Raw genomic sequence first — 12,540 nt, 5'->3', positions numbered from 1 at the left:
CTGAATTTTTTTTTAGTCTAACTTTATTCTAATTACTTCCTATTTCCTATTTCCTATTTCCTGTAACATTGCAACTATACTTTCCGCTGGAAAAAATTTATCTGTCTAGCTATGCTTCAGTGCCGACTGACTTTGAGTCTCATTATTCACCTTAATTAGTTGAGATTCTAAAATTCGATTGAGCCACCCCGTTAGATATTTACGATTAGCTAGCTTTTCTTCGGGGTTTGTTGTATCCAAGGGATAGGGAGCTAATCCTTTGACAGCAGCAGTAGTGACACAAAACATTGATTTTTGAAAACTTTCGCAAATTTGCACTCGCAGATCGCCTAGTCCACGGACGCTTTTAACTTGATAAAGTTGATGAAGATAATCTGGTAGAAAATGGCGCATATCCTGCATCAATAAGGTTGGGGGAATGCCAGCACCACCGATAGGCAAAGGATCGGCGTATAAAGCTCCATAATTAAACATTCCTAGATCGTAAGGAATTTCGTAGGCTTGAGCGTTATAGGAAACAGTTCCCGCAAAAGGAGTACCACGGAAGAAGATTGCCTCTATATAAGGAACACCAGTGTCCACCAAAAAAGTTATTCCTGCTGATTTAGGGATAATGTCGTATTCTTGACCACGCAGCTTAACCGTATAGGTAATTGGACGTGCTGCATCTGCAACTAAACCATCAAGCACAAACTGCACCACATCTGGGATAGATTTAATCTTCCCTTGGTCATAACTATCTGACAAATTAAGAAAGATATCGCTCATTACTCGCCAAAACTGACCTAAAGCACTGTAATAAGCCATTTGACGCATTTGCTCAGGTACAAAGTCGGGGAATGCTTTGTGGAGCGCCAACATCAAGGGATTATAGCGATAATAGGCTTTAATCAATCGTTCTGTTTCTGCTGTAAATTCTGGCGTATCAAGATAGGCATCGACACCACCACCACCATGCCAAAACATTGCTTTCATGGAATATTCCGCGTATTCGTAGTTAATGCGATCGTGGATTATAAACTTGGCTACAGTATTCGCATTCACCTTGCCGTTGAAGTATTTAAAAAAGGGAAACAGTTTCAGAAATTGAGTATCAGCAATATAGTTTAAATTTATGGAGTAAGCATCTAAAACTACCCCATAGCTTTTGAGAATGCCCACAACTTCGAGCAAGTTCTGTGGAGAATCATCAAGTAACGCCGATCCTTGTTCTAATCTGGTGATGTACTCCTCTACCAACAAGGATTTAGAGCTTTTAGAGATACGAGCCATGATTATTTATTTAATACAGTAGTTGAATTCAAGATTTAAACTTTTAAATTAAATTAGATTAAAAATAGTGGTGACTTAACTGCCTGGCAAAAGTGCGATCGCCTGTACCTCGCTCCAGTGAGTTACCCAATCTGGCTTAAGACCAAAAGCGATAATCAGCAGTAGTAAGACAAAGGCAGGAGCATGTTCTTGCCACCGCACAGGGGGAATCTGCGCTAATCCTTCAGTTAAGCGGCCAAAAAACACTTTATTAACTACCAACAGAAAATACACGGCGGTCAAACCCGTTGCCACTAAACAAAGTAGAGTCGGAATCGGAAAAATGGGAAAACTGCCACGAAATACGAGAAATTCGGAGATAAAACCCACCATTCCTGGTAATCCCGAACTTGCCATTACTCCCAAAATCATCATGCCTCCCGTCACAGGAAGTCCTTTTTCTGGGTTGAGCAAACCTCTGAGAACATCAACATCTCGTGAGCCAGTCTTTTTATAGACCATGCCTACCAGTAGAAACAGAAAAGCAGAGATTAAGCCATGACTCACCATCTGGAATACCGCAGCGGTCATGCTGAGACGAGTCGTAGCGCTTGCTGCCAGAAGAATATAAGCCATATGAGACACAGAAGAATAGGCTACTACTTTCTTCATATCTTTTTGAGCGATCGCACAGGAAGCGCCATATAAAGCACTAATGGCAGCTAAAATCGCTAGCCAAGGCGCAAGATATAACCAACCGTCGAAGAATAGACCGACCGCAAAACGTAATAGAGCATAAGTACCTAGTTTTAACAGTACTCCTGCCAATAAGACGGAGATTGGTGTGGATGCTTGAACGTGGGCATCAGGAAGCCAAGTATGAAAAGGAAAAATCGGAATTTTGATAAAAATTCCCACCAATAAAGGTGCCAAAAGTAATAACTGAGTGGCTAGGGATAGATCGTGCGATCGCAGAGGTAAATAATCGAAGTTAGTTGCCCCAGTTAGCCAAACTAGTCCCAAGAAAGAAGCTAAAACCAAAATTCCCGAAAGAGCAGTATAGAGCAGAAATTTCATTGCTGCATAACCTCTTTTGGGGCCACCCCAAATGGCAATTAAGAAGTAGAGAGGGACAATTTCCAGTTCATAAAATAGGAAAAATAAGAGTAAGTCTTGAGCCAGAAATGCCCCAGCTGCACCGCCACTTAACAACAGCAACATGGCATAATACAGTCTAGGTCTCTGAATCTGAGGATTAGTGCTAAAGATAGCAATTAAGGTTAAAAAACTGTTGAGCAACACCAGCGGAAAAGAAAGACCATCAATTCCTAAGTGGTAGTTCAAGCCGATCCATTGAATCCAGGCGATATCTTCCACAAACTGAAAACTCTCGTGTTGAAAATCAAACTGACAAGCCAGAATGAGATTAACAGCGAAAACAGCGATCGCTGTAACAATCGCGATCTGGCGTGGACTATTGCCTTTTGCGGGCAGTAACCCCATGATGGCTGCACTCAAGCAAGGAATGATGATTAAAGCACTAAGCATGATGCTATCTCAAAGAATTGAATAAAATCGATTAAAAATTACAGTCTAAAATTGCAGCTTAAAATTGCTAATTAAAATAGCGCTGTTACATAATGGACGACCAATAATTTGTTACCAGTGACCACTGACCATTAATCATCGACCACAAAAGTAATCCCACCCCAATAATGATCGTGGCAAGATAAAACTGGGATTGTCCAGAAGTATTGTATTTGAGAGCATTACTGCTAAAAATGGTTGCCAAACTCACAAAATTAACCGCTCCATCTACTATGTAGCGATCTATCCACGAGGTCAATTTAGCTAAGTTGGATACCGCAGCGATCACCGTCAGTTCATACAGCTTGTCAATATAGAAATCATAAGCCAGTAAATCTTGGAAAAAGCGCAATGTAAGGTTACTTGACCGCGCCCAGGCTTTACGTACCTTGATCGTTGAACCGATAATACATCCCAGCGCACCAGAGGCGATTAATAAAGGTGTTGCATACTGAATAACCAATTCTGGTCGTTCTAGAGCTAAAGGTGTATTGGGACTCAACCACAGTGACCATTGTGCGGGGGCAAAGGCAGTAATTAAAGTAACTATTATTAGGGATACCATTGGTACTGACATTTGCCAGGGAACTTCGGGCGCACGACGACTTTTGACTTTAGGTGGGCCGAGAAAAATCACTCTAAATAGCCTGGTCAAGTTAATTGCGGAAAAGACGTTAACAAACATGATAATCAGCAGCAGCCACCAATCTACATCCCAAGCGCCACTAAACCAACGGTCATATGTCCAGAACATTCCTAGAGGGGAAAGAGCAATCAGTCCTGCTGCGCCAACTAGAAAAGATAGACTGGTTGCTGGCATTCTTGACCATAAGCCACCCATTTCCGTAACGTTTTGATTATTGGTGGTTAAGATGACCGATCCTGCACTCATAAACAATAGTGCTTTAGCGATCGCATGACTAAACAAGAGCAAAAAGGCAATATCTACCTGCCTCAAGCCGACAGCAATAAACACCAAACCCATATAGGCGCTGGTTGAATGAGACAAAGCGCGCTTAATATCTATTTGGGCGATCGCCATTAAAGACGTACCAATGGCGGTAATTGCCCCGACAATAATCAAAACATAGGCAGAGACTGGAGAGAGCGTCGTCACAGGTTCTAACTTAATCAAAACATAAGCTCCCGCCGAAACCACAATCGAATTCCGCATGATTCCTGCTGGGTTAGGCCCTTCCATTGCTTCGTCTAGCCAAAGGTTAAGCGGAAACTGAGCGCATTTACCAATCGGCCCTGCAATCAAAGCCAGACCTAATAAAGCTGCTACTGACGGTGCCAGCTGATTTCCTCTGACCCAAGTTTCTAACTGGGAAAAATTTAGTCCCTCTCCATAATTAGAAAGAGCGACAATACCCATCAACAAAACAATATCCCCTACCCTTTTAGTTAAAAAAGCATCCCTGGCAGCAGTAACAACTAAGGGTTGAGCATACCAGAAACCGACTAGTAAATAAGTAGATAAAGTCAATGCTTCTAATAAACAGTAGCTGAGAAGCAAAGAATCGCTCATAGCTATACCCGCCAGGGCAGCTTCAAAAAAGCCCATCAAAGCAAAAAAGCGCGCCAACGACCAGTCTTTTTCTAAATACCCCAGAGCATATATTTGTACTAATAAACTGATACCCGTCACCACCTCCAATCCACCAAAGCTGACAGGAGACAATTCAAACGACAAAGTTAAATCAAGGTCTGCAACCTGTAGCCAATGAAAAACTAGTTGTCGTGCTGGTCTACTCCAGGTGAGATGGAAAATAATCGAACTGTGGATAAAACCCACTATCGTCATGAGGATATTAATATATGCCGCCGGACGAGGCCCTGTTTGGCGCACAATACCTAAAGACCAAGGCAAGGTGATTAATGCACCTATTAAGCTATATATAGGTATGAACCAAAAATTTTCTAATAAAAAGTCAGTCATCCAAACTGTTTAATAATTTACTATGCCAAAATTTATAATTGCGAATCTTAAAGCTGACTGCTGCTAATTTCTCTTAGCTCAACCGTAAAATTTATTTTTTGATTAAAAGCCTATTTTATCAGCTATTACGTCTCTATTCTTTTTTAAATTGAACCATTATTTATTTTCAGTGCAGACTATCACTTATAAATAAATTATAAAAAATATCAATAGCATCAATAGGTACAATTGATTGTCAAATATTGTGTCGCTTTTTTAAGCAGGTATTAATTCTCATTAACAATCAAATTAAAAAATATAATCATGTTTTATATTGTCAAAGGCGTCATGGTTATTTATGCTTGATGTAGGAGTAAATAAATTAGCATTGGCTTATTTATTGCTAACGAAATGATGGTTTTTTGAATGATGCGGTTTCAGCTATCTTTATGTTCAACCCCAAAAGAAAAGTAGATAACTATACTACAGTTGATAGTTCTCTATGAGCCATTCAGGTTGGATTTAGCAAGCCACATTTAGGAGTGATAAAGCACGGCTGGTTGGCAAGGTAAGTTTTTTACCCCAACTGTCAGACATGTTTGTTGTGTGTATATCTGGTTTGAAGAGGAAAAAAAATGTCAATTGCGGTTGGAATGATTGAAACTCTGGGATTTCCAGCAGTAGTAGAGGCAGCAGATGCTATGGTTAAAGCAGCCCGTGTCACCCTAGTAGGATACGAAAAAATTGGGACTGGTCGCGTTACAGTAATTGTGCGAGGCGATGTGTCAGAAGTACAGGCATCTGTAGCAGCAGGTACTGAATCTGTAAAAAGAGTAAATGGTGGTCAAGTACTTTCTACTCATATCATTGCTCGCCCTCACGAAAACCTCGAATATGTACTACCAATTCGCTACACCGAAGAAGTAGAACAGTTTCGCTCCTACTAATAAGTTAGTAACTCAAATTAGTAATCACAATACTTAAACACTAGTAAATTTAGCAAAACGTGGCTAGCAATATAGCTAGCTGTAAAGGAGTAAAAATTATGTCAATTGCAGTTGGAATGATCGAAACCTTGGGTTTCCCTGCGGTAGTAGAAGCAGCAGATGCTATGGTTAAAGCAGCGCGCGTCACTCTAGTCGGATACGAAAAAATTGGCACAGGTCGCGTTACAGTAATCGTCCGCGGCGATGTATCTGAAGTCCAGGCGTCTGTAGCAGCAGGCACTGAGAACGTAACTAGAGTAAATGGTGGTCAAGTACTTTCTACTCACATCATTGCCCGTCCTCATGAAAACCTCGAATACGTTCTGCCAATTCGTTATACCGAAGAAGTCGAGCAGTTCCGCACCTATTAATAAATTATTAAAAGAGCAGATTGAACGAAGTTCATCACAAAATTAATAGCAGATTAAGCAATTAAATGACCATGTTCCGCCCAGGCGGAACATTCTTAAAAAAAATCAGGAGCAAAATAGTTATGTCAATTGCAGTTGGAATGATCGAAACCTTGGGTTTTCCTGCGGTAGTAGAAGCAGCAGATGCCATGGTTAAAGCAGCGCGTGTAACCCTAGTCGGATACGAAAAAATCGGCACAGGTCGCGTTACAGTAATCGTCCGTGGCGATGTATCCGAAGTCCAAGCATCTGTATCAGCAGGTACTGAGAATGTTAGCAGAGTAAATGGCGGTCAAGTGTTGTCTACTCACATTATTGCTCGTCCTCACGAAAACCTCGAATATGTTCTGCCAATTCGTTACACCGAAGCGGTGGAGCAATTCAGAGAAAGCGTTAATCCTCGTCCTTTAAGAAGACCCTAAAATTACCTAAAATTAATTTAGGCAACATGTTATGCAGATAGCCCAAGTTCGCGGCACGGTAGTTAGCACGCATAAAGTCCCCAGTATGAGAGGGATTAAGTTGCTTCTAGTTCAATATATTGATGAAGAAGGGCAGCTTCTTCCTAAGTATGAAGTTGCTGGAGACTTGATTGGGGCTGGTGTTAGCGAATGGGTCTTAGTTAGTCGCGGTAGCGCGGCCAGAATCGAAGCTGGTCAAGAATTAAAACCTCTTGACGCTACCATTGTGGGCATTATTGATACGGTCAATGTTGAGCGCAATGCCCTTTATAGCAAGAAAGAAGCTGAACGGCTGTCATAGACTTGATTGACATAAAATACAGTTAGATCAAGATCAATTTGACAGATAATCAGCTCGCGAGTTCACGGTCAAGCCAGATTAAAGCCTTAGCTGGCGTTTCGTCAGCAGGGTCGCTCGTTAAGTTAGTTTTAGTTTAGGAGGAATTGAAACAATGGCAGCCCGCACCAAGGCGGCTCCCCCGACTCCGTGGTCGAACAATTTAGCAAAACCAAAAGTGGATAAGACTGCCTACGTACATTCTTTTTCGCGTTTAATTGGTGATGTGCGGATTGGCGCGAATGTTTTTGTGGCCCCAGGTAGTTCCATTCGAGCCGATGAGGGAACGCCTTTTTTCATTGGAGAAAGCAGCAATATTCAAGATGGTGTTGTAATTCATGGTCTAGAACAGGGTCGAGTAGTTGGTGACGATCGCCAAGAATACTCAGTCTGGATTGGCAAGAACACCTGTATTACCCATATGGCACTTATTCATGGGCCAGCATACATTGGGGATGAATGCTTTATTGGTTTTCGCTCCACCGTATTCAATGCCAAGGTGGGGGATGGTTGCATTATCATGATGCACGCCTTGATTCAGGACGTGGAGATTCCTCCTGGGAAGTATGTTCCTTCAGGAGCAGTGATCGTCAACCAGCAGCAGGCAGAACGCCTTCCTAATGTAATTGATAGCGATCGCGATTTTGCCAACCATGTAGTCGAAATTAACGAGGCTCTTTTAGCTGGTTATCGCTGTGCCGATGATGAGGCTTGCGTTAATCCTCAAGTATATAAAGTATCGAAAGGAACAGACGCAGAGCAAAATTCCGATATTAACGACCAAAGTGAATATACAAATTCAGTAAGTAATATGAGTTTAAGTTCAGATATTAAAACCCAAGTGCGATCGCTACTAGCGCAAGGCTGTATCATCAGCACTGAACATGCAAACCAACGTCGTTTTAAAACCAAATCATGGTTAACGATTGGTCAAATTGACGGCAGAAATGAGAATCAAGTTGTCGCCAGGTTAGAGTCTATACTTCATGAATACCAAGGAGAATACGTCAGATTAATTGGGGTTGACCCCAGAGCCAAAAGAAGAGTCGCCGAAGTCGTGATCCAGCGTCCTGAAGACACTCCAGGAGAAGGAACTGTTAGAAGCGTGGCAACTCATGTTTCTAGTAAAAGTCGGAGTGGCAGAAATCGTAGTACAGGTCAGCCTAGCGGTAATTTAGGGAACGGTGCTGCACAAGAGATCAATAGTTTAATTGCTCAAGGCTGTAATATTGGGATCGAACATGCTAATCAACGCCGTTTTAGAACTAAATCCTGGCTTACCATCGGACAGGTAAGCGGCAATAAAGTTTTCAATGCGATCGAGCAGGCTGTTGCTGATTACCCAGGAGAATACATTCGTGTGATTGGAGTAGATGCTAATGCCAAACGAAGAGTCGCTGAGATTATCGTTCAGCGTCCTGGCGATAATCCCACTCAATCTAATCGTAGTTCTTCTAGCTACAGTGGTAGTAATGGCAACAACCATAGCTATAGTAGTAATAAAGAAAGCTACAGTTATGGTAACAGTAATGGGGTCGGCAGACTTGGTTCTAAAATTATCCAAGAAATTCGTTCTTTGTTAGCTGCTGGATTTAAGATTGGGACAGAACACGCTGATAAACGGCGTTTTAAGGCTCAATCTTGGAAAAGTTGCTCCCCAATTGAAAGTAGTCGTGAATCAGACGTTATTGCTGCTTTAGAAGCTTGTTTGGTAGAACATTCTGGCGAATATGTTCGGATGTTGGGTATTGACGATCAGGCAAAACGTCGGGTCGCCGAAACTATTATTCAACGTCCAGAAGACAGTTATCAAAACGGCCGTAGTGACAATGGTCATAGCAGCAATGGCAATGGTAATGGCAATGGCAATGGCAGAGGATATTTTGTTTCTGACTATACCAGTGGCTCCAAACACCAGGGTCGCTCACCTAACTACAATCAGTTCAGTACAAAGCATTTAAACGATGAAGCAGTCCAGGAAGTACGTTCTTTATTAGCTGCTGGTTATAAAATCGGGACAGAACACGCTGATAAACGTCGTTTTAAAGCTCAATCTTGGAAAAGCTGCTCTACTATCGATAGTCGTCATGAGCTAGACGTAGTAGCGTTGTTAGAAGTATGTTTAGCCGAACATTCTGGTGAATATGTCAGGCTGCTGGGTATCGATCCTAAAAGTAAAAAAAGAGTCGCCGAAACTATTATTCAGCGACCATAAGCCAACTTAGAGGTGGCGATCGCGATCGCGGGCAATGGAGCGGTTGTTGTATAAATAACAATCAATATTGACGACCAAAACTGCTCCTGCGTCCATCAATCTGTTTATTTTTCTCCATGATTTATCTCCCGCCTCCACAACCTACTATAAATAAAGATATCCGCATTAGTGGCGATGTCGAGATTCATCCTACAGCATCCTTGGCTCCAGGAGTAATCTTGCAGGCTGCACCTGAGCATAAGATTATTGTTGGTGCAGATGCTTGCATTGGCATGGGAGCGATTATTAATGCGGCTCAAGGTTCTATTGAAATAGGTAGTGGAGCGATTTTAGGTGCTGGGGTACTGATTATTGGAGCGAGTAAGATTGGAAGTAATTGTTGTATTGGTACTTCAACTACCATTTTTCAATCAGATGTGGCGACAATGGTTGTAATTGAACCTGGCTCGATTATCGGTGATGGTTCTCGTCAGGTAGAAGAAAATAGCCATGCGCAACCCCAAACTCAATCAAGCAAAAATAGCAAAAACGTCAATCACGTCGGGGTCAATGATAGCAAGTCTGATAGCGTAGATAAACCGAAGCATCAATCAGTTCAAAATTCTCATTCCGTTCCAGATTCACCTTCGGTTACTCCAGTTGAAACGGCAACTCAAAATCCTCTTAACCAGAATAAAAAACCAGTAGTCGGTCAGCTTTATATTAATGAACTTTTAATCACTCTCTTTCCTCACAATAAAACTCATCATTCTGGTTCTCAAAGCCCATAAAATTTTCCTAAAGATGAAATATATGACGAATCTACGAGAAATACTGACACATTTTTCCTACCTTAGATAGCCGATACAAATAGTTATTTGTATTGGTTTTTTTATTTAAGCAACTATTAATCAAATTCAGAAGATATCTAATTAAAAATAGATGAGTAAAAATACTTATGAGTTTAAATTTAAGCTTCGACAGAGTATCTTGTAAGCAACCAAATAAAGAAAATATTAATAATTCTTAATTTTAATGATTATCATTGAAAAATGATTAGTTTATTTTATGCTTTATAAAAAATAAACCAATCAAAACAGAGCTAAAAATACTGACTAAGTATTAACATTCATGATATTCTATGAAGATAAGAAATTACTGAAGAAAAATAGCTTACTCTGCTATTTATAGCAACGGTTTTTTTGAGACTACAAAACATCTTTCTACTGATTTTTTTAACGGTATATAGAGTCACCAACTAATTTATCTGCCACTCCTGTGAGATCTAGATTTAATGAACTGAATAGGGTTTGATCAAAGCAAGATTTAGTCTTAATTTAAAAACCTTTGCGTGGCATGGCTATCAGCCTGTCATCACGAGTGGCTCTATAGAGAAAGTAAAAATAAGCGTTTTATTTATGGAGGAATGACCAAAGATGGCAACTAAGACAGGTGCTGGATTTAAGGCTGGTGTACAAGACTATCGACTAACTTATTACACCCCAGACTATACACCGAAGGATACAGACCTTTTGGCTTGTTTTCGGATGACACCCCAACCTGGTGTTCCTGCTGAAGAGTGTGCTGCTGCTGTAGCTGCGGAATCTTCTACTGGTACATGGACAACAGTATGGACTGATGGTTTAACCGATCTCGATCGCTATAAAGGTCGTTGTTATGAAGTTGAGCCTGTTCCTGGTGAAGATAATCAATACTTCTGTTTTGTTGCTTACCCCATGGACTTGTTTGAAGAAGGTTCTGTAACCAACATTCTGACTTCCTTGGTAGGTAACGTATTTGGATTCAAAGCTTTGCGTGCTTTGCGTCTAGAAGACATTCGTTTTCCTGTAGCTTTGCTCAAAACATTCCAAGGGCCTCCTCACGGAATTACTGTAGAAAGAGACCTGTTAAATAAATATGGTCGTCCTTTATTGGGTTGCACTATTAAACCTAAGTTAGGTCTATCTGCTAAGAACTACGGTCGTGCAGTATATGAGTGTCTTCGTGGTGGTCTGGATTTCACCAAAGATGACGAAAATATTAACTCACAACCTTTCATGCGTTGGCGCGATCGCTTCTTATTTGTACAAGAAGCGATTGAAAAATCTCAGGCTGAAACAAATGAAGTAAAAGGTCACTATTTAAACGTGACTGCTGCTACTTGTGAAGACATGATGGAACGTGCTGAGTTTGCCAAAGAAATTGGTACTCCTATCGTTATGCATGACTTCCTGACTGGTGGTTTTACTGCTAACACTACTTTGTCTAAATGGTGTCGTCGTAACGGTGTCTTACTCCACATTCACCGCGCAATGCACGCTGTAATTGACCGTCAAAGAAATCACGGTATTCACTTCCGCGTTTTGGCTAAATGTTTGCGTCTGTCTGGTGGTGACCACCTCCACTCAGGTACTGTGGTTGGTAAACTTGAAGGTGAACGCGATATCACTCTAGGTTTTGTTGACCAAATGCGTGAAGACTATGTAGAAGAAGATCGCTCTCGCGGTAACTTCTTCACTCAAGATTGGGCTTCTCTTCCTGGAGTCATGCCTGTCGCTTCTGGTGGTATCCACGTGTGGCACATGCCTGCACTGGTGGAAATCTTTGGCGATGATTCTTGTCTCCAGTTTGGTGGTGGTACTTTAGGACATCCTTGGGGTAATGCACCTGGTGCAACTGCTAACCGTGTTGCTTTAGAAGCTTGTATTCAAGCTCGTAATGAAGGACGTAGCCTAGCTCGTGAAGGTAATGATGTTATCCGCGAAGCTTGTCGTTGGAGTCCTGAGTTAGCTGCTGCTTGTGAACTTTGGAAAGAAATTAAGTTCGAGTTTGATGCAGTAGATACTCTCTAAATTTAGAGCTTAGAGCATAGTTATTTGTGAACAGCAAGTAGTTAATTCTGAGATTGAAAATGAGGAACTAAATAGGTCAAGTTTAAAATCTCAGAATAACTATCAAAACTAAATGCAACCTCAAGATATTGCCAAAGAGACGGCAAAAGTTATCCAAAACTATTTAACCTTTAAAGCAGTGCAGCTAGTCATTGCCCAATTAGCCGAAACTAATCCTCAAGAATCTATCTGGCTCAGACAGTATTCTTCAGGGGGAAAATTACGAGATGCCGAAGCCTATATTCAGGAGATTATGTCCGAACCTAGAGGCAAAGAACTTGCTCTACGGATTATGACTGTTCGTGCTGATATAGCAGAGCAAACTCTCGAATTTTTGCCAGAAATAGTCGCAGTTGGAATTAAAGAAAGTAATTTGGCTCATCGTCGTCATCTTTTGGAACGTCTTACCCAAACATCAGATGAAGCATTAAATCAAGATGCTTCAGAAGCAACGGAAGAAACCGAAGATTCTGATTAGAACATACATACAGACAAAGAAAAC

11 protein-coding genes are annotated in these 12,540 nt (G+C 41.2%); 8 read left to right on the top strand and 3 right to left on the bottom strand.

Annotation, left to right across the window (positions count from 1 at the left end; genetic code table 11):
- Window positions 1-105: 105 nt before the first annotated feature.
- From KME09_19260 to KME09_19250, 3 genes are all read right to left on the bottom strand, one after another.
- A complete protein-coding gene (locus tag KME09_19260) occupies window positions 106-1,272 on the bottom strand; it encodes a CO2 hydration protein (GenBank protein MBW4536080.1) in 1,167 nt (388 codons plus the stop codon).
- 75 nt (window positions 1,273-1,347) lie between these two features.
- On the bottom strand, window positions 1,348-2,799 hold the full coding sequence (locus tag KME09_19255) for an NADH-quinone oxidoreductase subunit M (GenBank protein MBW4536079.1): 1,452 nt from the start codon (window positions 2,797-2,799) through the stop codon (window positions 1,348-1,350).
- Window positions 2,800-2,884: 85 nt separating this feature from the next.
- A complete protein-coding gene (locus KME09_19250; protein ID MBW4536078.1) occupies window positions 2,885-4,780 on the bottom strand; it encodes an NAD(P)H-quinone oxidoreductase subunit F in 1,896 nt (631 codons plus the stop codon).
- Window positions 4,781-5,394: 614 nt separating this feature from the next.
- On the opposite strand from KME09_19250, the gene KME09_19245 reads away from it, so the two are divergent.
- The 8 genes from KME09_19245 to KME09_19210 all read left to right on the top strand — a co-directional run bounded on the left by KME09_19245 (window position 5,395) and on the right by KME09_19210 (window position 12,516).
- On the top strand, window positions 5,395-5,706 hold the full coding sequence (locus KME09_19245) for a BMC domain-containing protein (protein MBW4536077.1): 312 nt from the start codon (window positions 5,395-5,397) through the stop codon (window positions 5,704-5,706).
- Window positions 5,707-5,804: 98 nt separating this feature from the next.
- Window positions 5,805-6,116, top strand: a complete 312-nt coding sequence (locus KME09_19240) for a BMC domain-containing protein (GenBank protein MBW4536076.1) — start codon at window positions 5,805-5,807, stop codon at window positions 6,114-6,116.
- Between the two features lie 122 nt (window positions 6,117-6,238).
- Window positions 6,239-6,577 (top strand): BMC domain-containing protein, encoded by a 339-nt coding sequence (locus KME09_19235; protein ID MBW4536075.1) that lies wholly within the window; start codon window positions 6,239-6,241, stop codon window positions 6,575-6,577.
- A gap of 31 nt (window positions 6,578-6,608) precedes the next feature.
- The gene (locus tag KME09_19230; protein MBW4536074.1) at window positions 6,609-6,917 is read left to right on the top strand and encodes a EutN/CcmL family microcompartment protein; all 309 of its coding nucleotides are present in this window, start codon (window positions 6,609-6,611) and stop codon (window positions 6,915-6,917) included.
- A gap of 151 nt (window positions 6,918-7,068) precedes the next feature.
- Entirely contained in the window at window positions 7,069-9,168 is a 2,100-nt protein-coding gene (locus KME09_19225; GenBank protein MBW4536073.1) for a ribulose bisphosphate carboxylase small subunit, read from the top strand.
- Between the two features lie 116 nt (window positions 9,169-9,284).
- Entirely contained in the window at window positions 9,285-9,938 is a 654-nt protein-coding gene (locus KME09_19220) for a hypothetical protein (GenBank protein ID MBW4536072.1), read from the top strand.
- A gap of 645 nt (window positions 9,939-10,583) precedes the next feature.
- Window positions 10,584-11,999 (top strand): form I ribulose bisphosphate carboxylase large subunit, encoded by a 1,416-nt coding sequence (locus KME09_19215; protein MBW4536071.1) that lies wholly within the window; start codon window positions 10,584-10,586, stop codon window positions 11,997-11,999.
- Between the two features lie 112 nt (window positions 12,000-12,111).
- On the top strand, window positions 12,112-12,516 hold the full coding sequence (locus tag KME09_19210) for a chaperonin family protein RbcX (GenBank protein MBW4536070.1): 405 nt from the start codon (window positions 12,112-12,114) through the stop codon (window positions 12,514-12,516).
- Window positions 12,517-12,540 lie beyond the last annotated feature (24 nt).

Origin of the sequence: Pleurocapsa minor HA4230-MV1 (genome assembly GCA_019359095.1) — a bacterium.
Classification (GTDB): domain Bacteria; phylum Cyanobacteriota; class Cyanobacteriia; order Cyanobacteriales; family Xenococcaceae; genus Waterburya; species Waterburya minor.
Note: the sequence above shows the minus strand (reverse complement) of the source record. Positions and strands in the feature narration are given on the sequence as shown.

Coding starts and splice junctions, on each gene's coding strand:
- KME09_19260 (MBW4536080.1), bottom strand. CDS start 1,272: ATGGCTCGTATCTCTAAAAGCTCTAAATCCTTGTTGGTAGAGGAGTAC.
- KME09_19255 (MBW4536079.1), bottom strand. CDS start 2,799: ATGCTTAGTGCTTTAATCATCATTCCTTGCTTGAGTGCAGCCATCATG.
- KME09_19250 (MBW4536078.1), bottom strand. CDS start 4,780: ATGACTGACTTTTTATTAGAAAATTTTTGGTTCATACCTATATATAGC.
- KME09_19245 (MBW4536077.1), top strand. CDS start 5,395: ATGTCAATTGCGGTTGGAATGATTGAAACTCTGGGATTTCCAGCAGTA.
- KME09_19240 (MBW4536076.1), top strand. CDS start 5,805: ATGTCAATTGCAGTTGGAATGATCGAAACCTTGGGTTTCCCTGCGGTA.
- KME09_19235 (MBW4536075.1), top strand. CDS start 6,239: ATGTCAATTGCAGTTGGAATGATCGAAACCTTGGGTTTTCCTGCGGTA.
- KME09_19230 (MBW4536074.1), top strand. CDS start 6,609: ATGCAGATAGCCCAAGTTCGCGGCACGGTAGTTAGCACGCATAAAGTC.
- KME09_19225 (MBW4536073.1), top strand. CDS start 7,069: ATGGCAGCCCGCACCAAGGCGGCTCCCCCGACTCCGTGGTCGAACAAT.
- KME09_19220 (MBW4536072.1), top strand. CDS start 9,285: ATGATTTATCTCCCGCCTCCACAACCTACTATAAATAAAGATATCCGC.
- KME09_19215 (MBW4536071.1), top strand. CDS start 10,584: ATGGCAACTAAGACAGGTGCTGGATTTAAGGCTGGTGTACAAGACTAT.
- KME09_19210 (MBW4536070.1), top strand. CDS start 12,112: ATGCAACCTCAAGATATTGCCAAAGAGACGGCAAAAGTTATCCAAAAC.